Below are 20,754 nucleotides of genomic sequence, written 5' to 3'. Positions count from 1 at the left end.
TATAATCGCAAGCTCAGCCTGCCTGGAGAACACAGATGGATCCCGCCGTATTCGAAGAGTGGATGATGATCGTCCTGGTCACCGTACTGATCGGTTTCATGGGCTTCATCGTCTGGGACCTGGCGAAAAAGTCCAAGGCCGGGCGCTTTGGCACGATGATCTTGTTCTTCGTGCTTGGGCTGGGGGTGCTGGCCTTCATCATCAAGAGCGTGGTGGTGGCGTTTCTCGAAGGGGTCTAAAGCTTTGGCGCCACTTCGCGCCAGCAACCCTGCTCCAGCCCATCCAGTGCCCAGTCACCGATCCGCACACGCACCAGGCGCAAGGTCGGCAAACCCACGGCAGCTGTCATCCGCCGCACCTGGCGGTTGCGGCCCTCGCGGATCACCAGTTCCAGCCAGCTGGTCGGCACACTTTTGCGAAAACGTACCGGCGGATTGCGTGGCCATAGCTCGGGCTCGTCGAGGCGCCGGGCTTCGGCGGGCAAGGTCGGGCCGTCATTCAGTTCCACACCATCGCGCAAACGCTGGATCTGTTCGTCGCTCGGCTCGCCCTCTACTTGTACCCAGTAGGTCTTGGGCAACTTGTGCTTCGGGTCGGCAATGCGCGCCTGCAGCCCGCCATCGTTGGTCAGTAGCAACAAGCCCTCACTGTCGCGGTCGAGCCGCCCGGCCGGGTATACACCAGGGATGCCGATGAAATCCTTGAGGGTCGCGCGCCCCTCACCGTCGCTGAACTGGGTGAGTACATCGAACGGTTTGTTGAACAGAATCAGGCGTGGCTCGGCCGGTGGCGCCTTGGCCTGGCGACGGGGGCCGGCAGGCCGCGCCTGGGGGCGGCGCGGCTTGGAACGGGGTGGCAGTGGCATGGATCCTCAGCGGAACGGCGGCTCATCGAAGCTGCGCAGTTTACGCGAGTGCAACGAATTGAGCTCGGTGCGCAGCAGGTCGAGGGCAGCGATGCCGATTTTCAGGTGCTGGCTGACCGCACGGTTGTAGAAGGCGTTGGCCGAACCCGGCAGCTTGATTTCGCTGTGCAGCGGTTTGTCGGAAACGCACAGCAAGGTGCCGTACGGTACCCGCAGGCGATAGCCCTGGGCTGCGATGGTGCCGCTTTCCATGTCTACCGCAACGGCGCGCGACAGGTTGATCAAGGGGCGCTCCTGGGCCCAGCGCAGCTCCCAGTTACGGTCGTCGTAGGTCAGCACGGTGCCGGTGCGCAGGCGCTTTTTCAGCTCTTCGCCACGCTCACCGGTTACCTGCGCTGCGGCTTCCTGCAGCGCCAACTGCACTTCGGCCAGCGCCGGGATCGGAATGTTCGGCGGTACCACGCGGTCGAGAATACCGTCGCGGCGCATATAGGCGTGAGCCAGCACATAGTCGCCGATGGTCTGCGACTGGCGCAGGCCACCGCAGTGGCCGATCATCAGCCAGCAGTGCGGGCGCAGCACCGCCAGGTGGTCGGTGATGTTCTTGGCGTTGGACGGGCCGACGCCGATGTTGACCAGGGTCACGCCATCGCCGTCGCCAGCGATCAGGTGGTAGGCCGGCATCTGGTAGCGGTGCCAGACCACACTGGCCACCAGGGCTTGAGCTTCGCCGTGGTCCATGCCCTTCTCGATCATCACGTTGCCCGGCAGCACCATGCGCACGAAGCGCGGGTCTTCACGCAGTTGCTCAAGGCCATGGCTGATGAACTGGTCGACATAACGGTGATAGTTGGTCAGCAGGATCCACGGCTGCACATGGCGCCAGTCGCTGCCGGTGTAGTGCACCAGGCGGCGCAGGGAGAAGTCCACGCGGGCGGCATCGAACAGCGCCAGCGGCAGGGTTTCGGCGTTGCCCCAGTCGTAGAGGCCGTCGGCAATGTTGTCGGTGGCCGCCGACAGGTCGGTGCTGGGGAACACCCGCGCAAGCTCAGCGGCGGTGATGCCGCTGCCGGCAAGCTCATCGCCCTGGTCGACCACATAGGGGTACGGGATGTTCTGTTCGCTGACGCCGACTTCCACGGTCACCGTGTAGTCGTGCATCAACGGGCGCAGTTGCTCCAGCAGGTAACCGCGGAATGCCGCGGGCTGGGTGACAGTGACACTGTAGGTGCCCGCTACCTGGACCTTGGCATAGGCACGGGTAGTGGCGGCAACTTCGCCGTGGCTGTAGTAGGTCAGGCGCAGGGCCGGATAGCGGTACAAGGCGCGCTCGTCGGCATCCGGCTCGGTACGGTCCTTGAGGTAACGCTTGAGGGCCTGGCTCAGGGCCCCGGTGGCCTGTTCATGCAAGGCCGCCAGACGGTCGACGGCCTGTTCGGGGGTATCAACGACTACAAAAGCTTGGCTCACACTGGGCTTCCTGTCTGGACATGCGTGTAAGCCATCTTGCCTGCCTTCTTGGGTAAATACATCCCCATTGATCGGTGTCGCCTTCTTCGCGGGCACGCCCCCTTCCACACATGCTGAGCCACCTTCAAGGTCGGTGATAACCCTGTGGGAGCGGGCTTGCCTGCAAAGAAGGCAATTCATCCAGCCCAGGCTGGCGTTGCCCGAGCCACCAGTGCCTCGGCATCCACCCCGCGCGGCAATGCGCCGTACACCCGCCCGCCACCGGTCAACCGGCTACCGATGAACGCATCGCTGACCACGGCATTACCCGCCTCCAGCAGCAGCTTGGCCTGCAGCGCCAAGGCGATGTCCTCGGTCAGCTGCCGTGCCCGGTACTGGATATCGCTGGTATCGGCAAACGCCCCTTTGAGGTTGCCGATATGCGCGGCCAGGCGTGGGTCACCATGCCCGTCGCCTAGCTCGGCGAACAGAGCATCGAGCACCCCAGGCTCCTTGGACAACGCGCGCAACACGTCCAGGCATTGCACGTTACCCGAGCCCTCCCAGGTCGAGTTGACCGGTGCTTCGCGGTACAGCCGCGGCAGGATGCTGTCTTCCACATAACCCGCACCGCCCAGGCACTCGGCGGCCTCGTTTATCATTGCCGGCGCCCGCTTGCAGATCCAGTACTTGCCCACTGCCGTGACCAGCCGCGCGAAATGCGCCTGCTGCGGGTCGTCGAGCTGCTCCAGGGCGTGCCCCATGCGCAGGCTCAGGGCCAGCGCCGCCTCGCTTTCAAGGGCCAGGTCGGCCAGCACGTTCTGCATCAGTGGTTGTTCGTTCAGCACCCGGCCACCGACCTTGCGATGGGCGCAGTGGTGTGCAGCCTGGGTCAACGCCTGACGCATCAGCGCGCTGGAGCCGACCATGCAGTCGAAGCGGGTCATGGCGACCATCTCGATGATGGTCGGTACCCCACGCCCCTCCTCGCCGACCATCCACGCCAAGGCACCACGAAACTCGACTTCGCTGGAGGCATTGGAGCTGTTGCCCAGCTTGTTCTTCAGGCGCTGGATGTAGAACTGGTTGCGGCTGTCGTCGGGCCGGTGGCGCGGCAACAGGAAGCAGCTCAGGCCTTTGTCGGTCTGCGCCAGGGTCAGGAAGGCGTCGCACATTGGCGCCGAGCAGAACCACTTGTGCCCGACCAGCTCGTAGGGCTGCCCCGGGCCGGGACCTCCGACCGGGTAAGCGCGAGTGGTATTGGCGCGCACATCGGTGCCACCCTGTTTCTCGGTCATGGCCATGCCAATTGTCACCCCGGCCTTGTGCCGGTCGCCGACATTACGCGGGTCGTACTCACAGGCAAGAATCTTCGGCAGCCAGTATTCGGCCAGCTCGGGCTGCAGCCTGAGCGCAGGCACGGCAGCGAAAGTCATCGTCAGCGGGCAGCCGGTACCCGCTTCGGCCTGGCTGTGCAGGTAAGTCATCGACGCCCGCGCCACATGGGCACCGGGCCGAGGTTCAGCCCAGGGCAATGAAGGCAGGCCGTGTTCGACGGCGGTGCGCATCAGTTCGTGATAGGCGGGGTGAAACTCGACCAGGTCGATGCGATGGCCGTAGCGGTCATGGCTGCTGAATTCCGGCTTGTGCGCATTGGCCAGGAAGCCTGCGGCCATCAACGGCCCGCCGGCCAGGGCACCATAGGCGTCGATCCGCGATTCGGCCCAACCGGCCCCGAAGCGCCGTGACCACTCCTGCAATGGCAGATCGAGGCGGTACAGGTTGGCACCGTCAAGTGACGGCGGCTGGTTGGTGACTTCGTGGGTTTCAGCGTACTGGTGCAGGTTCATCGGGAGCTCCTGGATCCGGGCATGCCTGAAAGGCCCAGTGAAGCACTCCCTGCGGGTCAGTCAAAGTGACATTAATGACTAAACATGTGGCGAGGGGGAGACTCAGGTCTACCAGGGGCTCGCCACAAGATCTCACAGGTGCCAAACCCTCAAGGCATGCACCTAGAACCGCGTAACCCCCGAAACAGCTCTGCCCGGCGGCATCTGCACCTGGGCAATGGCCACATTCAAGGTCAGCTCAAACCGGCTCCCCAGCCCCCGCGTCGACTCATGAGACAGCTTGCCACCAAGCAACTCGGCGAGCTGCCGACAGATCGACAAGCCAATACCCAGTCCGCCATAGCGCCGGGTCATCGAACCGTCGACCTGGAAGAACCGCTGGTAGAGGATCGCCTGGTCCAGATCATCGAAACCGATACCGCTGTCGCTGATGGTGAAACTCAGCGCGAGGCTGTCAGGGCCAAGGCGGCGACCGCGAACCTGCACCATCACCCCCCCCTGGTGCGTGAACTTCAGGCCGTTGTCCACCAGGCAACCCAGGCAGCGCGCCACTTTCTGCGCATCGCCCAGCAACTCGTCCGGCAACTCGGCGGGGATGTCCAGGCTCAGGTACAAGCCCTTGCCCAAGGCTGTTCCGGCATAGCCGGCACGCAGGTCCTGCAGCGTGCGCCGCAAGCTGAACGGCATCGCCTGCGGGCGCATGCGGCCAGCCTGCAGCTCGGTCAAGGTGAGAATGTCGTCAACCATGTCCATCATGTCCTGGGCCGAACCGACCGCTGTGCGGTGGTACTGGGCCATCTCGGCGCTCATGGGCAACGTGTGCATCAGTTCGAGCGAGCCAATTACGCCATTCATCGGCGTACGCAGTTCGTGGGTGACGGTGGCGAGGAATTCGTCTTTGAGGTGGTTGCTTCTGGCCAGTTGCTGGTTCATCTGCTCCAACGCCTGGCCTGTATCACGCAGGGTCTGCGCCTGCTGTTCGCGCATGCTGTTGATGCGATCAGCCAGGGCCAGCGACAGCAACGCGACTTCCAGCGCCGAACCCAACTGGCTGGAATACATGGTGATGAACAGGTTGGGCAGGTAACCCAGCACCATCAGGGTGTTGACCAGCCCTCCGAGCAGAAACGCCGTCCAGGCAATGATGAACCAGCGCGCCACGCGCAGGCCACGTACCCAGGCATACAAGCCGGCAGCAAAGATGCTTACGGTGAACAGCAAAGCCAGCACCGTGGCCATGCGCAAGGCGATGCCGTAGCGCATGCTCACCGACAGCACCATCACCAGCACGCCACCAAGCATCAAGAACTGCAGCAGCCGGTCCAAGCCGCGGCTGATCTTGCCCAACTGCAGGAAGTGACGTGCGAACTGGCAACCGAACAGGCCCGCAGCGCCGATGAACAGAGGCGTTGCGGCGTTGGCCCACCACGGGCTGTCCGGCCAGAAATAGGCGACCCCCGCCCCGTTGACCGAAACCTGATATAGGCCGAACGAGGCAATATAGAGAATGTAATAGAGGTAACTGACGTCGCGCACGCTGAGGTAGATGAACAGGTTGTACACCGCCATTACCAGCAGCACGCCGTAGATCATGCCCAGCACATAGAGGCGGGTCGGCTGATCTTCCATATAGGCTTCGGCAGACCACAACGCCAGCGGTGCCTGCAACGAACCCTGACTGTGCAGGCGCAGGTAGGCGGTGGTCGACTGCCCCGGCTGCAGGGGTAGTTCAAACAGGTAATTGTTCTGGCGTATCTGGCGGCTGTCGTAGGGCAAGGCGTCGCCGGTGCGCTGAGCCAGGCGGAACTCGCCATCACTGCCAGGCAAGTACAGCTCGATATGGTCCATGGGCGGGTATGCCAGCTCCAGCAACCACTGACGTGGCAATGCATTGGCAGAGGCGACGTAGTGCAGGTCGACCTTGAGCCAGAACACCGAAGTCGAGTAACCGGCGTTCAGCACATCCTCGCGGTGCGTGCGGAAACGGCTGGCGAAAATAGGCGCGCTGACCTGGGCGATGCTGGCGCTGCCATCACGGTCCTCGTAGACCTGCATGACTTTGCCCAATGGAAGGTGCCGGGTCGCCTCGTCGAATTCGACGGCTCCGGCCAGCGCGGGCAGCAAGCCCAGAAGCATAATCAGCAAATAGCGCATACAGCCCCAGCATGGCCTGTCCGGTCGCGTCGCGATGGCCTCCAATCCTTTTGAGACGACGAAATCCGGCAGAGCCCGTTTGTCGAGTTATCCGAGCACTCTAGCATAGCTTTCAACCCTTGCGATGGGCCACTCCATTTTTTAAAGAAAAGGCTCTAAATCAATGCTTTCAGAGGTAATAGCCAATAAAATTTGACCGCTCGATCAACAAATCTCGTTTGTAGGACGATCCGCACAAATGGGTTTGGTGGTAAGCTCGCCGACCATGAATACCTACAGCTCCCGCCCCGTTGTCCTCTGTCTCTCCGGCCACGACCCAAGTGGCGGCGCCGGCTTGCAGGCAGATATCGAAGCCCTGATCGCCCAAGGCTGTCACGCTGCACCTACCGTGACCGCCCTGACCGTGCAGGATACCGTCAACGTTTCCGACTTCCGCGTGCTCGACCGCGAATGGGTCCTGGCCCAGGCCAATGCCGTGCTGGCCGACTCCACGGTCGCCGCCGTGAAGCTGGGCATGCTCGGCTCGATCGGCATGGTCGACACCGTCGCCGAGCTGCTCAGTGCCCACCCGCACCTGCCGCTGGTCTGCGACCCGGTGCTGCGTGCCGGTGGCGGTGGCCGCCTGGGCAAGGACGAAGTCGGCTATGCCCTGCGCGAACGCCTGCTGCCGCTGGCGACCATCGCCACGCCGAACCTGCCAGAAGCGCGCATCCTCGCCGAACTGCCTGACGGCACTGCCGACGAGTGTGCCGAAAAACTGTTGCCGTTCTGTAGACACCTGCTGATTACCGGTGGTCACGGCGACGAGGACGAAATCCATAACCGCCTGTACAGCCGCGACGGCCAGAGCCACACCTGGACCTGCCAGCGCCTGCCGGGCAGCTATCATGGCTCGGGCTGCACCCTGGCCAGCGCCCTGGCCGGTCGCCTGGCCCTTGGCGAGCAACTGCAAAGCGCGGTGAAAAGCGCCCTGGATTACACCTGGCGCACCCTGCGCGACGCCGAGCAGCTGGGCAAAGGCCAGTTCGTCCCGCGCCGCCTGCCCCTGGATTTCTGCTCCTGATACGAGGCTTTCAATGAAGCTACGCGGTCTGTACGCAATCACCGACAGCCAGCTGCTCGCCGGCCGTTTCCTGTCCCACGTCGAAGCCGCGCTGGAAGGCGGGGTGTGCCTGCTGCAGTACCGCGACAAGAGCGACGACGCCGCCCGCCGGCTGCGCGAGGCCGAAGCGCTGATGAAGCTTTGCGAGCGTTATGGCACACAACTGATCATCAACGACGACGCCGAACTGGCCGCGCGCCTGGGTGTCGGCGTGCACCTGGGCCAGACCGATGGCCCACTGACGCCGGCTCGCGCCCTGCTCGGCCGCCAGGCAATCATCGGTTCTACCTGCCACGCAAACCTCGAGCTGGCCGCCCAGGCCGCCAGCGAAGGTGCCAGCTACGTGGCCTTCGGCCGCTTCTTCAATTCCGTCACCAAGCCGGGTGCGCCGGCTGCCAACGTCGATCTGCTGGAGCAAGCCCGTGCCCAGGTGAAACTGCCGATCGCCGTGATCGGTGGCATCACCCTCGACAACGCCGCCCCGCTGATCGCCCATGGAGCCGACCTGCTGGCGGTGATCCACGGCCTGTTCGGTGCCGACAGCGCGCAGGAAGTCACCCGCCGCGCCCGCGCCTTCAACGCCCTGTTCGCTTCCTGATTTCGAGAGAAGATCCCATGTCCCGTTCCGAAGACCTGTTCGCCAAAGCCCAGAAACACATCCCAGGCGGCGTCAACTCGCCGGTCCGCGCTTTCAAGAGCGTCGGCGGCACTCCGCTGTTCTTCAAACATGCCGAAGGCGCCTACGTTGTCGACGAAGATGACAAGCGCTATGTCGACTACGTCGGCTCGTGGGGCCCGATGATTCTCGGCCACGGCCACCCGGAAGTACTGGACGCCGTGCGTAACCAGTTGCAGCACGGCCTGTCCTATGGCGCGCCGACCGCGATGGAAACCGAGATGGCCGACCTGGTCTGCTCGCTGGTGCCATCGATGGAAATGGTGCGCATGGTCAGCTCCGGCACCGAAGCAACCATGAGTGCCATCCGCCTGGCCCGTGGCTACACCGGCCGTGACGCCATCATCAAGTTCGAAGGCTGCTACCACGGCCACTCCGACAGCCTGCTGGTAAAAGCCGGTTCCGGCCTGCTGACCCAAGGCGTGCCGAGTTCGGCAGGCGTACCGGCGGACTTCGCCAAGCACACCCTGACCCTGCCGTTCAACGATATCGCGGCCGTCGAGAAGACCCTGGCCGAGGTCGGCCAGACCGTGGCCTGCATCATCGTCGAACCGGTGGCCGGCAACATGAACTGCGTGCCACCGGCGCCTGGCTTCCTCGAAGGCCTGCGCGAGCAGTGCGACAAGCACGGCGTGGTGCTGATTTTTGACGAAGTGATGACCGGTTTCCGCGTTTCGCTGGGCGGCGCCCAGGGTTACTACGGGATCAAGCCGGACCTGTCGACCTTCGGCAAGATCGTCGGTGGTGGCATGCCGGTGGGCTGCTTCGGTGGCAAACGCGAAATCATGGGCTGCATCGCCCCGTTGGGCCCGGTCTATCAGGCCGGTACGCTGTCGGGCAACCCACTGGCAATGGCCGCTGGCCTGACCACCCTGAAGCTGATCAGCCGCCCGGGCTTCCATGACGAATTGAGCGCATTCACCAGCCGTATGCTCGATGGCCTGCAGCAGCGCGCCGATGCCGCTGGCGTGCCGTTCGTCACCACCCAGGCGGGCGCCATGTTCGGCCTGTATTTCAGTGGCGCCGACGACATCGTCACCTTCGACGACGTGATGGCCAGCGACGCCGAGCGCTTCAAGCGCTTCTTCCACCTGATGCTCGACGGTGGCGTGTACCTGGCGCCGAGCGCGTTCGAGGCGGGCTTCACTTCGATCGTCCATGGTGAGAAAGAGCTGCAGATCACCCTGGATGCAGCTGAAAAGGCCTTCGCCGCGCTGAAGTAAATGCCAGCCTGCTCTGGCCTCATCGCGGGTAAACCCGCCCATACAAGGACATGCGTGACCTGTGGGGCGGGTTTACCCGCGATGAGGCCAGAGCAGGTAATAAATGCGCTGCTCAATCAGCAAAGGCTTCTTCAATACAGAATTTCGCGTAAAACTTTGTAAGGTTGGCGCTGCTTATCCCATAATGTGCCACCAGAGACATTGGCCGCAGCTTTGCAGAGGTAAGTCGATCCCCATGAACCGCACCGGCCGCGCCCTGACCTTGGGCTGCCTGTTGCTTCTTCAGCCCCTGCTGGCCCTGGCGGAGGGCGGTAACTCGTTGCTGATTCCGGCAACGGGGCGCTGCACGCTCAATGTTCAGCCAGAAGACCTGCAGAACGCGCTGAAAGCCTGCGAGGAAACAGCGGCGACCGGGGACGCCCAGGCACAGTTCGAGCTGGGCGAGTACTACTACACGCTGACACCGAAAGACCTGAAAAAGGCCTTGGACTGGTTCGAAAAGGCCTCGCTGCAAGGCCACGCCGAAGCCCAGTACCGCCTTGGCGCCATGTTCTTCCATGGCGAAGGGGTCAAGGCCAACAACGTGCAGGCCTATATCCTGCTGAAGATGGCCGCGGTGAACGGCGCCGAGGACGCGCTGGACATGGCCGACGAAGTGACCGAGCAGATGCCGCGCGACGAGCTGGAGCACGCTACTCAGGTGCTTGGCCAGATCTTCCGCAAATACCTGCTCGAACTGCAGAACGCCGAAGGGCGCACGCCGTTCTCGCCACTCCCCTGATCCTTACTTCTCCGGCATCGGCATCGGGAACGGCATCACGTTGCCAGTGGCCCTGGCCTCGCTGATCTTGGCCGTACCCAGGCGCTCCACCTCATCGATGCGCACGATCGAATGCATCGGCACGAAACTGCGGATCACCCCTTCGAACTGGTTCTTGAGTTTCTCTTCGCTCGGGTCGACCACCACCTGGGTGCGCTCACCGAAAACGAACTCTTCGATTTCCAGAAAACCCCACAGGTCGCTCTGGTAGATCTGCTTGGCATACATCTCGAAGACCTGCCCCTGGTTGAGGAAGATCACTTTATAAATGGCGGGCTCGCGTTTGCTCATGTTCGGCGGGTTAACACATGCGTAAGAAATGGCGCGCATGATACCTGTACCGGCCCCTTCGCGGGCAAGCCCGCTCCCAAAGGTTATCCGCAGCCCTCAGGGTGGCGCAGTACCTGTGCGAGCAGGCTTGCCCGCGAAGAGGCCGGAACAGGCAGTACAGACCGTTGAACGTTTCAGTGCTTTCGCCACTGCCCTTCAAGGGTTATTCTTGAGTTCACATCCATCGCCGTCGAGCGGCTAAAAACGACCTTGAACGCACCCATACAACCCCATCGTTTCATCCTCGAACCCTTCGAGGCCCACCGTTTCGCCAACTTGTGCGGCCAGTTCGACGAGCACCTGCGCCTGATCGAACAACGCCTGGCCATCGAAATCCGCAACCGCGGCAACCAATTCGAGCTGATCGGCGAACCCAAGACCACTTCCGCTGCCGAACAACTGTTGCGCCGCCTCTATCGCGAGACCAAGGCCAACGACCTGTCGCCGGAAACCGTGCACCTGTATCTGCAGGAGTCGACGGTCGAAAACATCGACAACCCGGCGGTCAATGAGGTCAGCGTCTCGCTGCGCACACGCAAGGGCAATATTCGCCCGCGCGGCGTCAACCAGCAGCGCTACGTCAAGGAAATCCTGGCCAACGACATCAACTTCGGCATCGGCCCGGCCGGTACCGGCAAGACCTACCTTGCCGTGGCCTGCGCCGTCGATGCCCTGGAGCGCGAGCAGGTACGCCGCATCCTGCTGGTACGCCCGGCAGTCGAGGCGGGCGAAAAGCTCGGCTTCCTGCCGGGTGACCTGGCCCAGAAGATCGACCCGTACCTGCGCCCACTGTACGACGCGCTATACGAAATGCTCGGCTTTGAACACGTGGCCAAGCTGATCGAGCGCCAGGTGATCGAGATCGCCCCGCTGGCCTACATGCGTGGCCGCACCCTGAACAACAGCTTCATCATCCTGGACGAGAGCCAGAACACCACGCTCGAGCAGATGAAGATGTTCCTTACCCGCATCGGCTTCGGCTCGACCGCGGTGATTACCGGCGACATCACCCAGGTCGACCTGCCACGTGGCACCAAGTCGGGCCTGGCCCATGTGATCGAGGTGCTCAAGGACGTACCGGGGATCAGTTTCACCCATTTCCAACCCAAAGATGTGGTTCGTCACCCACTGGTGCAGCGTATCGTCGAAGCCTACGACCGCTTCGAAGCCCGTCAAGCCAAGCCCGAGGCCAGCAACAAAGATGCTTGAACTTGACCTGCAAAGGGCCACGGATGCCGCCGCCCCTGACGATGCTGCTTTCCGCCGCTGGTGCGAACTGGCCTTGCGCCAGCGCACGGCCGACTCGGAAATGACCATCCGTCTGGTCGACGAGGCCGAAGGCCGCGAGCTCAACCACACCTACCGGCACAAGGACTACGCGACCAATGTGCTGTCGTTCCCGGCCGATGTACCCGATGACCTGCTCGACATTCCGCTGCTGGGCGACCTGGTGATCTGCGTGCCGGTGGTCGAACGCGAGGCCGCCGAACAGGGCAAGTCGCTGGAAGCGCACTGGGCGCACCTGGTCATCCACGGCTGCCTGCACCTGCTCGGCTACGACCACATCGATGACGATGAGGCCGAGGAGATGGAAGCGCTGGAACGGGAATTGCTGGCAGAACTGGGTCACCCCGACCCGTACGCCGACGATGAAAACGAACTTCTCCCACACTGATACACCAAGGATCACGAGAACCGCCATGAGCGAAGATCGATCGAGCAACGGGCAAAAGTCCTGGCTGGGTAAACTGACCCAGGCTTTTGCCCATGAGCCGAAAAACCGCCAGGAGCTCCTTGAGCTGCTGCGCGAAGCCCATCAGAACAAGCTGCTCGACAGCGAAGCACTGACCATCGTCGAAGGTGCCATCCAGGTCGCCGACCTGCAGGTACGCGACATCATGGTCCCGCGTTCGCAGATGATCAGCATCAAGGCGACCCAATCGCCGCGCGAGTTCCTTCCGGCCGTCATCGACGCCGCCCACTCGCGCTACCCGGTGATCGGTGAAAGCCATGACGATGTGCTCGGGATCCTGCTGGCCAAGGACCTGCTGCCGCTGATCCTCAAGGAGAACGGCGATAGCTTCAACATCAAGGACCTGCTGCGCCCGGCCACTTTCGTGCCGGAGTCCAAGCGCCTGAATGTGCTGCTGCGCGAGTTCCGCGCCAACCACAACCACATGGCCATCGTCATCGACGAATACGGCGGTGTGGCAGGCCTGGTGACCATCGAGGACGTGCTGGAACAGATCGTCGGTGACATCGAGGACGAGCATGACGTCGAAGAAGACAGCTACATCAAGCCGCTGCCAAGTGGCGACTTCCTGGTCAAGGCGCTGACCCCGATCGACAACTTCAACGAGTTCTTCGACAGCGAGTTCTCGGATGACGAGTTCGACACCGTTGGCGGCCTGGTGATGAGTGCCTTCGGCCACCTGCCCAAGCGCAACGAGACCACCGAGATCGGCGCCTACAAGTTCCGTATTCTCAATGCCGACAGCCGGCGGATACACCTGCTGCGCCTGACTCCGATCACCCGCTAAGGACAAACATGCGTTGGATCACCCGCCCCGGCTGGCCCGGTAACCTGCTGGCCCTGGCGGCCGGCGCATCGACCCTCCTGGCCCTGGCGCCGTTCGACATCTGGCCACTGGCCCTGCTGTCCATCGCCCTGCTCTACCTCGGCCTGCGCGAGCTCAGCCCGCGCCAGGCCATGTGGCGTGGCTGGTGGTTCGGCTTCGGCCTCTACGGCGCTGGCACCTGGTGGATCTACGTCAGCATGAACACCTACGGCGGCGCCTCGCCGCTGTTGGCGATCGTCTTGCTGCTGGCGTTCTTCGCCGCCCTCGCCTGGTTCTTCGCCTTGCCCACCTGGTTGTGGGCGCGCTGGTTCAGGCGTAATGAGGCGCCCCTGGCCGACGCCCTTTGCTTCGCCGCACTATGGCTATTGCAAGAGGCCTTCCGTGGCTGGTTCCTCACCGGTTTCCCTTGGCTGTATGCCGGTTACAGCCAGCTGGATGGCCCGCTCGCAGGCCTGGCGCCGCTGGGCGGGGTGTGGCTGATATCCTTCACCCTGGCACTGAGTGCCGCGCTGCTGTGCAACCTGCACCGCCTGCGCGAACGCCCATCATTCCTCGCGGTAGCTGCGGTATTGCTGCTGGCGCCCTGGGTGATCGGCATGGCCCTCAAAGGCCACGCCTGGACAAAGCCTGCCGGCGACCCACTCAAGGTCGCGGCCCTGCAGGGTAATGTCGAACAAGACCTGAAATGGGACCCGGCGCACATCGATGCGCAACTGGCGCTGTACCGCGACATGAGTTTCAGCTCCAGGCCGGTCGACCTGCTGGTGTGGCCGGAAACTGCCGTACCGGTGCTCAAGGACCAGGCCCAGGGGTATATCGATGTAATGGGGCGCTTTGCCGCCGACCGGCATTCGGCGCTGATCACCGGCGTGCCGGTGCGTGAAGTGGTGCACCATCAGCGCCGCTACTACAACGGCGTCACCGTGACCGGCGAAGGCGACGGTACCTACCTCAAGCAGAAACTGGTGCCGTTCGGCGAGTATGTGCCCCTGCAGGACATGCTTCGCGGCGCGATCGAGTTCTTCAACCTGCCGATGTCGGACTTTGCCCGCGGCCCCGCGGACCAGCCACTGCTGCAGGCCAAGGGTTACCAGATTGCGCCGTTCATCTGCTACGAAGTGGTCTACCCCGAGTTCGCTGCAGGCCTGGCAGCACGCAGTGACCTGCTGCTGACCATCAGCAACGACACCTGGTTCGGCACCTCGATCGGCCCGCTGCAACACCTGCAGATGGCGCAGATGCGTGCATTGGAGGCCGGCCGCTGGATGATCCGCGCCACCAACAACGGCGTGACGGCACTGATCGACCCGTTTGGCCGGATCACCGCAGAGGTGCCGCAGTTCCAGCGCGCGGTGCTGTATGGCGAAGTGGTGCCGATGCAGCAACTGACGCCTTACCTGCAGTGGCGGTCGTGGCCGCTGGCGATCCTCTGTGTGCTGTTGCTGGGCTGGGCGTTGCTGGCCGGCCGTATTGCCAAGACCGTCTGACAGGCCCTGTGGGAGCGGCCTTGCGTCGCGAAAGGGCCGCAAAGCGGCCCCAAAAATCTGTGCACCAACGCGCAGCCCTTTCGCGACGCAAGGCCGCTCCCACAAGAGTTTTGTGCAGGTCGCCATTCAGTAAAGCAACCGGTACCCCACCAACCCAGCCGCTTCATTGAACAACTGGCCGCTCTGCCACATGGCCCGGCTCTCCGGCAGCAACCCGCCGAACGGCCGTGCATGATCGCGCCCCAGGAACCCGACCGGCGCCGGCACCACCTCAAACCCGGCCCGCTCGAAGCTCCAGCGCGAGCGCTGCATGTGCCACGCCTGGGTCACCACCACCACTCGGCGTATGCCCAACGGCTGCAACACCTTGGCGCTCAACTGGGCATTTTCCCAAGTCGTGCGGCTGGCCTCTTCCTTCCACTTCACCTGCACCGCGAAATCCTCGCGCAGGCGGTCTGCCATCAACTGCGCCTCGCTTGGCGGCGTACCGTAATGCAAGCCGCCACTGGTCAGCACTGGCAACCCCGAGGCTTTCGCCAGCCGCGCGGCAAAGCGCATGCGCTCGAGTGCAGTTGCCGTGGGCTGATCATCACCACCCCAGGCTGGGTCACCGCGCTCACGCCCTGCACCGAGCACGACGATGGCATCCGCCCTGCCTGCAAGGCCAGCCCAGTCGCTTGTCGGCAAAGGCGGTTCGGTCTCCAGCAGGCGTGCAGACTGCTGCACCACCAGCGGCAAGCTCATCAACCACAGGCCTCCCAGCCCCGCGACAAAACAGACCATGGCCAGCTGCGGCCGTCGGTTGCGCAACCACCACGCCGCAAGCAGCAGCAGAAACAGGATGCCAGGCGGCATCAGCCATTGTTTGATGAAAAACCGGATCGGCATCGACACACCTCCATGGAAGGCGTGCAGCCTATAGAGGATCGGCGCCGGTCAACAAGTGTGAACCGGCGCCAATCATGGGATGTATGTTGTAGAACCGGCGCGCGATAGCCTGCGCCTGGCGTCCTGAACGGCTAGCGATGCGGCAGCGTCCTGGATCTCGCCGAGTTGGCGGGGCGTTTCTTGTCCTTGAGCCAGATAATCTTGGCCGTTGCCGGTTCCGCTTGTGGGAAAGTACCGGCGCAGGCATTGCGGCGTTCCGGGAGGGAATCCAGGTAAGCCTTGATCACTTCGAACTCTGCATGGCTCAAGCCACGCAACTCCAGCTCGGCTGGCATCTCGTCGCGTAATCTCACCGAGGTTCTGGCGACTTCCAGTGCCAGGCCAAGACGGTCGATCAGGCGTTCGTAAAGCTCCGGTTTGCTTGCGGGTAGCTGCGTCTCTCCCATCCGTTCACCTCATTGAAGATAAAGAATATCTCCCCCCACACCTGAGCTTAGCGTCGCTGCAAAAAGCAGCCGGATGCCGCGACCAGCGGGCATTCGCAATCAAGGTTTCCCACGATACGCAGCGCTGCTGTATGCTACGGCGTTCACTCTAAATGACACCGGAGTGCCGGACGCAGCGAGGTTCCGCTGCCTGGAACAAGGTCTCTTCTCTCTCAGCAAAAAGTAGCCATGCACGAACAATACACGCCCCGTGATATCGAAGCCGCCGCCCAGAACTTCTGGGACGAGCAACAATCGTTCGCTGTTACCGAACAGCCAGGCAAAGACACCTACTATTGCCTATCGATGTTCCCGTACCCGAGCGGCAAGCTACACATGGGCCACGTGCGCAACTACACCATCGGCGACGTGATTGCCCGCTACCAGCGCATGCTGGGCAAAAACGTCCTGCAGCCGATGGGCTGGGACGCTTTCGGCATGCCCGCGGAAAACGCGGCGATGAAGAACAACGTCGCCCCGGCCAAGTGGACGTACGAAAACATCGACTACATGAAGACCCAGCTCAAGAGCCTGGGCCTGGCCATCGACTGGGCACGTGAAGTCACCACCTGCAAGCCGGACTACTACCGCTGGGAACAGTGGCTGTTCACCCGCCTGTTCGAAAAAGGCATCATCTACCGCAAGAACGGGACCGTGAACTGGGACCCGGCCGACCAGACCGTACTGGCCAACGAGCAGGTCATCGACGGCCGCGGCTGGCGTTCGGGCGCGCTGATCGAGAAGCGCGAAATCCCGATGTACTACTTCCGCATCACCGACTACGCCGACGAGCTGCTGGAAAGCCTCGACGAGCTGCCGGGCTGGCCTGAGCAGGTCAAGACCATGCAGCGCAACTGGATCGGCAAGTCGCGCGGAATGGAAGTGCAGTTCCCGTTCGACCAGGCCAGCATCGGCCACGAAGGCACCTTGAAGGTCTTCACCACCCGCCCGGACACCCTGATGGGCGCCACCTATGTCGCCGTTGCTGCCGAGCACCCGCTGGCCACCCAGGCCGCCCAGGGCAACCCGGCGCTGCAGGCGTTCATCGACGAATGCAAGAGCGGCAGCGTGGCCGAGGCCGACATGGCCACCCAGGAGAAGAAGGGCATGCCCACTTCCCTGTTCGTCGAGCATCCACTGACCGGCGAGAAGCTGCCAGTGTGGGTCGCCAACTACGTGCTGATGCACTACGGTGATGGCGCCGTGATGGCTGTACCGGCCCACGACGAGCGCGATTTCGAGTTCGCTCACAAGTACAACCTGCCGTTCAAGGCCGTGGTACGCACCAGCGCGGGCGATGACGTTGGCAGCGAGTGGCTGGCCGCCTATGGCGAGCATGGCCAGCTGATCAACTCCGCCGAGTTCGACGGCCTGGACTTCGCCGGCGCCTTCGACGCCATCGAAGCTGCCCTGATCCGCAAAGAGCTGGGCAAATCGCGCACCCAGTTCCGCCTGCGCGACTGGGGCATCAGCCGCCAGCGTTACTGGGGCTGCCCGATCCCGATCATCCACTGCCCGTCGTGCGGCGACGTGCCAGTGCCGGAAGACCAGCTGCCAGTCACCCTGCCGGAAAACGTGGTGCCGGACGGCGCCGGTTCGCCGTTGGCGCGCATGCCTGAGTTCTATGAGTGCAGCTGCCCGAAATGCGGTGCCGCGGCCAAGCGCGAAACCGACACCATGGACACCTTCGTGGAATCGTCCTGGTACTTCGCCCGCTACGCTTCGCCAAACTACGAAGGTGGCATGGTCGACCCGAAAGCGGCCAACCACTGGCTGCCGGTCGACCAGTACATCGGCGGTATCGAGCACGCGATCCTGCACCTGCTGTACGCGCGCTTCTTCCACAAGCTGATGCGTGACGAGGGCCTGGTCACCTCCAACGAGCCGTTCAAGAACCTGCTGACCCAAGGCATGGTGGTCGCCGAGACCTACTACCGCGTGGCCAGCAACGGCGGCAAGGACTGGTTCAACCCGGCCGACGTCGAAATCGAGCGCGATGCCAAGGCCAAGATCATCGGTGCACGCCTGAAGACCGATGGCCTGCCGGTGGAAATCGGCGGCACCGAGAAGATGTCGAAGTCGAAGAACAACGGCGTCGACCCGCAATCGATGATCGACCAGTACGGCGCCGACACCTGCCGCCTGTTCATGATGTTTGCCTCGCCACCTGACGCGAGCCTGGAGTGGTCCGACTCCGGCGTCGAGGGTGCCAGCCGCTTCCTGCGCCGCGTATGGCGCCTGGCCCAGGCTCACGTCGCCCAGGGCCTGCCGGGCAAGCTGGATGTCGCCGCTCTGGACGACGCACAGAAGGTCATCCGTCGCGCCATCCACGCTGCGATCAAGCAGGCCAGCACCGACGTGGGCCAGTTCCACAAGTTCAACACCGCCATCGCCCAGGTGATGACCGTGATGAATGTGCTGGAAAAGGCCCCGCAGGCCAGCGAGCAAGACCGTGCCTTGCTGCAGGAAGGCCTGGAAGCCGTGACCCTGCTGCTGGCGCCGATCACGCCGCACATTTCCCACGAACTGTGGAAACAGCTGGGCCACGACCAGGCTGTCATCGACGCTGGCTGGCCGGCGGTCGACGAGAGCGCCCTGGTGCAGGACAGCATCACCCTGGTGGTGCAGGTCAACGGCAAGCTGCGCGGCCAGGTGGAAATGCCTGCCGCCGCCAGCCGTGAGGAAGTCGAAGCCGCTGCCCGCAGCAACGAAAACGTCCTGCGCTTCATCGATGGCCTGACCATCCGCAAGGTCATCGTGGTACCGGGCAAACTGGTCAACATCGTCGCCAACTGATGGCAACGCCCACCCGCAGCCTATGCGGGTGGGCGGTATCGGCCCACAAGGGAGCAACAACATGATCAAACGCAATCTGCTGGTAATGGGCCTGGCTGTCCTGCTCAGCGCCTGCGGTTTCCAGCTGCGCGGCACCGGCACCAACGAACTGAGCGTCAAGGAAATGGACGTCAGCGCACGCAACGCCTATGGCCCGACCCTGGTTCAACTGCGCCAGGTACTTGAGAACAGTGGCGTCAATGTGCACGCCGGCGCACCTTATCGCCTGGTGCTGACCAACGAGCAGGAAAACTCGCGTTCGGCGAGCTACGCGGCTGGCAACGCCACTGCCGAATACGAGCTCACCACCACGCTCAATTACAGCATCCTGGGCCTTAACAACCTCGAGCTGCTGAGCGACAAGGTAGAAGTACGCAAGATCTATGTGCGTGACGGCAGTAATATCACCGGCTCCGATCAGGAGGCCCAGCGCTCGCGCGAAGAAATGCGCCGCGACCTGGTGCAGTCGATGGTCACTCGCCTGCAGATGCTGACCCCATCCCAACTCGACGAGCTGCAACGCAAGGCCGACGCACGTGCCAAGGCTGAAGCCGACGCGCTTGAGGCCGCGCGCCGCCAGCAGGCGGAAACGCCGCAGCAGTCACCTCTGGAAATCCCGGGCAACTAAGCCCGAGCGGGGCGCTCCGGCGCCCCGCCTGCTCCCATGAAGCTCGCCCCCGCCCAACTCAACAAGCACCTGCAAGGCAGCCTGGCCCCGGTCTACGTGGTCAGTGGCGATGACCCGTTGCTGTGCCAGGAAGCCGCCGACGCCATCCGCAATGCGGCCCGCCAGCAAGGCTTCGACGAGCGCCAGGTGTTCAGTGCCGACGCCAACTTCGACTGGGGTACCCTGCTGCAAGCGGGTGCCAGCCTGTCGCTGTTCGCCCAGCGGCGCCTGCTGGAGCTGCGCCTGCCGTCGGGCAAGCCCGGTGACAAAGGGGCTGCCGCGCTCATGGAGTATTGCGCCAGACCCGCCGAAGACACCCTGCTGCTGATCAGCCTGCCCAAGCTCGATGGCAGTGCACAGAAGACCAAGTGGGGCAAGGCACTGATCGAAGGCACGCATTGCCAGTTCATCCAGATCTGGCCGGTGGATACCCAGCAATTGCCGCAGTGGATCAACCAGCGCCTGTCCCAGGCCGGGCTGTCGGCCCAACGCGATGCCGTCGACCTGATCGCCGCGCGGGTCGAAGGCAATTTGCTGGCCGCAGCCCAGGAGATCGAAAAGCTCAAGCTGCTGGCTGACGGTAACCAGATCACCGTCGAGACAGTGCAGGCTGCGGTTGCCGACAGCGCGCGTTTCGATGTCTTCGGGCTGGTTGACGCCATCCTCAATGGTGAGGCAGCACACGCCCTGCGCATGCTCGAAGGCTTGCGCGGCGAGGGTGTGGAACCGCCGGTGATTCTCTGGGCTCTGGCCCGCGAGTTGCGCCTGCTGGCCGGCCTGGCCCAGCAATTTTCCCAGGGTGTGCCGCTGGACAAGGCCTTCAGCCAGGCCCGGCCACCGGTTTGGGACAAGCGCCGACCACTCGTCAGCAAGGCTCTGCAGCGCCTCTCGGCACAGCGCTGGGCACAGTTGCTGCGAGATGCCCAGCGTATCGATGCGCAGATCAAGGGGCAGGCCGAGGGTTCGCCCTGGACCGGGTTGTCGCGCTTGTCGCTATTGATGGCAGGGCAAAGGCTGGTGCTGCCTGCAGAATAGCCGGGGCTGAAGCAGCCCCAGAGAGCGACCATAAACACAATCAATTGGCTCCTTCACCTTCCCAGGCCTAAAGTGCGCCCCGAAAGCCACCCAAGCCAGGAACCCCGCCATGAGCAAAAAGCCGAAAAAGCACGGCCCGAACAAGGCCAAGTCGATCATTGCCCAGCCCCTCTTCCGCTGCCGCCAGGAGCGACCAGACAAGGGCAAAGGCAGCTACCGCCGCGAAGCCTTCCAATCGAGAGATTGGGAGGCTTCTTACTTTTTGGCCGCATGAAAGCATCGCAAGCGCAGGCATGGTATGGTCGGCAC

Annotated in this window: 20 protein-coding genes; 13 read left to right on the top strand and 7 right to left on the bottom strand. The window is 63.2% G+C overall.

Annotated elements, in window-relative coordinates; all coding sequences use genetic code 11:
• Positions 1-35: 35 nt before the first annotated feature.
• The gene (locus BUQ73_RS01680; RefSeq protein ID WP_027917747.1) at positions 36-239 is read left to right on the top strand and encodes a DUF2788 domain-containing protein; all 204 of its coding nucleotides are present in this window, start codon (positions 36-38) and stop codon (positions 237-239) included.
• Here the strand turns inward: BUQ73_RS01680 and BUQ73_RS01675 are convergent.
• The 4 genes from BUQ73_RS01675 to BUQ73_RS01660 all read right to left on the bottom strand — a co-directional run bounded on the left by BUQ73_RS01675 (position 236) and on the right by BUQ73_RS01660 (position 6,318).
• Complete coding sequence (locus BUQ73_RS01675) at positions 236-865, bottom strand: pseudouridine synthase (protein WP_079226421.1); 630 nt, start codon at positions 863-865, stop codon at positions 236-238. The genes BUQ73_RS01680 and BUQ73_RS01675 overlap by 4 nt on opposite strands.
• Positions 866-871: 6 nt before the next feature.
• Positions 872-2,335, bottom strand: a complete 1,464-nt coding sequence (gene amn, locus BUQ73_RS01670; protein WP_027917749.1) for an AMP nucleosidase — start codon at positions 2,333-2,335, stop codon at positions 872-874.
• A 176-nt stretch (positions 2,336-2,511) separates the two neighbouring features.
• Entirely contained in the window at positions 2,512-4,164 is a 1,653-nt protein-coding gene (locus BUQ73_RS01665) for an acyl-CoA dehydrogenase family protein (RefSeq protein WP_079226420.1), read from the bottom strand.
• A 162-nt stretch (positions 4,165-4,326) separates the two neighbouring features.
• Positions 4,327-6,318, bottom strand: coding sequence for a hybrid sensor histidine kinase/response regulator (locus BUQ73_RS01660; RefSeq protein WP_079226419.1), 1,992 nt, complete (start codon positions 6,316-6,318; stop codon positions 4,327-4,329).
• 265 nt (positions 6,319-6,583) lie between these two features.
• Between BUQ73_RS01660 and BUQ73_RS01655 the strand changes: the two genes are divergently transcribed.
• The 4 genes from BUQ73_RS01655 (at position 6,584) to BUQ73_RS01640 (ending at position 10,100) form a co-directional block, all read left to right on the top strand.
• A complete protein-coding gene (locus BUQ73_RS01655) occupies positions 6,584-7,381 on the top strand; it encodes a hydroxymethylpyrimidine/phosphomethylpyrimidine kinase (protein WP_027917752.1) in 798 nt (265 codons plus the stop codon).
• Between the two features lie 13 nt (positions 7,382-7,394).
• Complete coding sequence (gene thiE, locus BUQ73_RS01650; RefSeq protein WP_027917753.1) at positions 7,395-8,018, top strand: thiamine phosphate synthase; 624 nt, start codon at positions 7,395-7,397, stop codon at positions 8,016-8,018.
• Between the two features lie 17 nt (positions 8,019-8,035).
• Positions 8,036-9,319, top strand: a complete 1,284-nt coding sequence (hemL, locus tag BUQ73_RS01645) for a glutamate-1-semialdehyde 2,1-aminomutase (RefSeq protein ID WP_027917754.1) — start codon at positions 8,036-8,038, stop codon at positions 9,317-9,319.
• A gap of 235 nt (positions 9,320-9,554) precedes the next feature.
• Positions 9,555-10,100: a tetratricopeptide repeat protein gene (locus BUQ73_RS01640; RefSeq protein ID WP_027917755.1), complete on the top strand. Its 546-nt coding sequence runs from the start codon at positions 9,555-9,557 to the stop codon at positions 10,098-10,100.
• A 3-nt stretch (positions 10,101-10,103) separates the two neighbouring features.
• On the opposite strand, the gene BUQ73_RS01635 is transcribed toward BUQ73_RS01640, so the two are convergent.
• Positions 10,104-10,430 (bottom strand): DUF1820 family protein, encoded by a 327-nt coding sequence (locus tag BUQ73_RS01635; protein ID WP_079226418.1) that lies wholly within the window; start codon positions 10,428-10,430, stop codon positions 10,104-10,106.
• 249 nt (positions 10,431-10,679) lie between these two features.
• On the opposite strand from BUQ73_RS01635, the gene BUQ73_RS01630 reads away from it, so the two are divergent.
• The 4 genes from BUQ73_RS01630 to lnt are packed head-to-tail and all read left to right on the top strand — an operon-like array spanning position 10,680 to position 14,535.
• A complete protein-coding gene (locus BUQ73_RS01630) occupies positions 10,680-11,678 on the top strand; it encodes a PhoH family protein (RefSeq protein WP_079226417.1) in 999 nt (332 codons plus the stop codon).
• Complete coding sequence (ybeY, locus tag BUQ73_RS01625) at positions 11,671-12,144, top strand: rRNA maturation RNase YbeY (RefSeq protein ID WP_079226416.1); 474 nt, start codon at positions 11,671-11,673, stop codon at positions 12,142-12,144. Before BUQ73_RS01630 ends, ybeY begins: the two co-directional genes overlap by 8 nt.
• Positions 12,145-12,169: 25 nt before the next feature.
• A complete protein-coding gene (locus tag BUQ73_RS01620; protein ID WP_027917759.1) occupies positions 12,170-13,009 on the top strand; it encodes an HlyC/CorC family transporter in 840 nt (279 codons plus the stop codon).
• An 8-nt stretch (positions 13,010-13,017) separates the two neighbouring features.
• Complete coding sequence (lnt, locus tag BUQ73_RS01615) at positions 13,018-14,535, top strand: apolipoprotein N-acyltransferase (protein ID WP_079226415.1); 1,518 nt, start codon at positions 13,018-13,020, stop codon at positions 14,533-14,535.
• Positions 14,536-14,661: 126 nt separating this feature from the next.
• On the opposite strand, the gene BUQ73_RS01610 is transcribed toward lnt, so the two are convergent.
• Together BUQ73_RS01610 and BUQ73_RS01605 are read right to left on the bottom strand one after the other, a co-directional pair.
• Positions 14,662-15,423 (bottom strand): YdcF family protein, encoded by a 762-nt coding sequence (locus BUQ73_RS01610; RefSeq protein WP_079226414.1) that lies wholly within the window; start codon positions 15,421-15,423, stop codon positions 14,662-14,664.
• Between the two features lie 131 nt (positions 15,424-15,554).
• Positions 15,555-15,869, bottom strand: coding sequence for a hypothetical protein (locus BUQ73_RS01605; protein ID WP_079226413.1), 315 nt, complete (start codon positions 15,867-15,869; stop codon positions 15,555-15,557).
• 228 nt (positions 15,870-16,097) lie between these two features.
• On the opposite strand from BUQ73_RS01605, the gene leuS reads away from it, so the two are divergent.
• From leuS to arfA, 4 genes are all read left to right on the top strand, one after another.
• Entirely contained in the window at positions 16,098-18,704 is a 2,607-nt protein-coding gene (gene leuS / locus BUQ73_RS01600) for a leucine--tRNA ligase (protein ID WP_079226412.1), read from the top strand.
• Between the two features lie 61 nt (positions 18,705-18,765).
• The gene (lptE, locus tag BUQ73_RS01595) at positions 18,766-19,371 is read left to right on the top strand and encodes an LPS assembly lipoprotein LptE (RefSeq protein WP_079226411.1); all 606 of its coding nucleotides are present in this window, start codon (positions 18,766-18,768) and stop codon (positions 19,369-19,371) included.
• 36 nt (positions 19,372-19,407) lie between these two features.
• Positions 19,408-20,445, top strand: coding sequence for a DNA polymerase III subunit delta (gene holA / locus BUQ73_RS01590; RefSeq protein ID WP_079226410.1), 1,038 nt, complete (start codon positions 19,408-19,410; stop codon positions 20,443-20,445).
• A 109-nt stretch (positions 20,446-20,554) separates the two neighbouring features.
• Complete coding sequence (gene arfA, locus BUQ73_RS01585; protein ID WP_027917766.1) at positions 20,555-20,719, top strand: alternative ribosome rescue factor ArfA; 165 nt, start codon at positions 20,555-20,557, stop codon at positions 20,717-20,719.
• Positions 20,720-20,754: the final 35 nt, after the last annotated feature.

The organism is Pseudomonas putida, assembly GCF_002025705.1.
GTDB classification, from domain to species: domain Bacteria; phylum Pseudomonadota; class Gammaproteobacteria; order Pseudomonadales; family Pseudomonadaceae; genus Aquipseudomonas; species Aquipseudomonas putida_J.
Note: the sequence above shows the minus strand (reverse complement) of the source record. Positions and strands in the feature narration are given on the sequence as shown.

Excerpts from the sequence above, each read along its gene's own strand:
- BUQ73_RS01605 (WP_079226413.1), bottom strand. The coding sequence starts at position 15,869 with ATGGGAGAGACGCAGCTACCCGCAAGCAAACCGGAGCTTTACGAACGC.
- BUQ73_RS01675 (WP_079226421.1), bottom strand. The coding sequence starts at position 865 with ATGCCACTGCCACCCCGTTCCAAGCCGCGCCGCCCCCAGGCGCGGCCT.
- BUQ73_RS01620 (WP_027917759.1), top strand. The coding sequence starts at position 12,170 with ATGAGCGAAGATCGATCGAGCAACGGGCAAAAGTCCTGGCTGGGTAAA.
- BUQ73_RS01610 (WP_079226414.1), bottom strand. The coding sequence starts at position 15,423 with ATGCCGATCCGGTTTTTCATCAAACAATGGCTGATGCCGCCTGGCATC.
- BUQ73_RS01660 (WP_079226419.1), bottom strand. The coding sequence starts at position 6,318 with ATGCGCTATTTGCTGATTATGCTTCTGGGCTTGCTGCCCGCGCTGGCC.
- hemL (WP_027917754.1), top strand. The coding sequence starts at position 8,036 with ATGTCCCGTTCCGAAGACCTGTTCGCCAAAGCCCAGAAACACATCCCA.
- thiE (WP_027917753.1), top strand. The coding sequence starts at position 7,395 with ATGAAGCTACGCGGTCTGTACGCAATCACCGACAGCCAGCTGCTCGCC.
- arfA (WP_027917766.1), top strand. The coding sequence starts at position 20,555 with ATGAGCAAAAAGCCGAAAAAGCACGGCCCGAACAAGGCCAAGTCGATC.
- BUQ73_RS01665 (WP_079226420.1), bottom strand. The coding sequence starts at position 4,164 with ATGAACCTGCACCAGTACGCTGAAACCCACGAAGTCACCAACCAGCCG.
- BUQ73_RS01635 (WP_079226418.1), bottom strand. The coding sequence starts at position 10,430 with ATGAGCAAACGCGAGCCCGCCATTTATAAAGTGATCTTCCTCAACCAG.
- BUQ73_RS01655 (WP_027917752.1), top strand. The coding sequence starts at position 6,584 with ATGAATACCTACAGCTCCCGCCCCGTTGTCCTCTGTCTCTCCGGCCAC.
- lnt (WP_079226415.1), top strand. The coding sequence starts at position 13,018 with ATGCGTTGGATCACCCGCCCCGGCTGGCCCGGTAACCTGCTGGCCCTG.
- lptE (WP_079226411.1), top strand. The coding sequence starts at position 18,766 with ATGATCAAACGCAATCTGCTGGTAATGGGCCTGGCTGTCCTGCTCAGC.
- BUQ73_RS01680 (WP_027917747.1), top strand. The coding sequence starts at position 36 with ATGGATCCCGCCGTATTCGAAGAGTGGATGATGATCGTCCTGGTCACC.
- BUQ73_RS01640 (WP_027917755.1), top strand. The coding sequence starts at position 9,555 with ATGAACCGCACCGGCCGCGCCCTGACCTTGGGCTGCCTGTTGCTTCTT.
- leuS (WP_079226412.1), top strand. The coding sequence starts at position 16,098 with ATGCACGAACAATACACGCCCCGTGATATCGAAGCCGCCGCCCAGAAC.
- ybeY (WP_079226416.1), top strand. The coding sequence starts at position 11,671 with ATGCTTGAACTTGACCTGCAAAGGGCCACGGATGCCGCCGCCCCTGAC.
- holA (WP_079226410.1), top strand. The coding sequence starts at position 19,408 with ATGAAGCTCGCCCCCGCCCAACTCAACAAGCACCTGCAAGGCAGCCTG.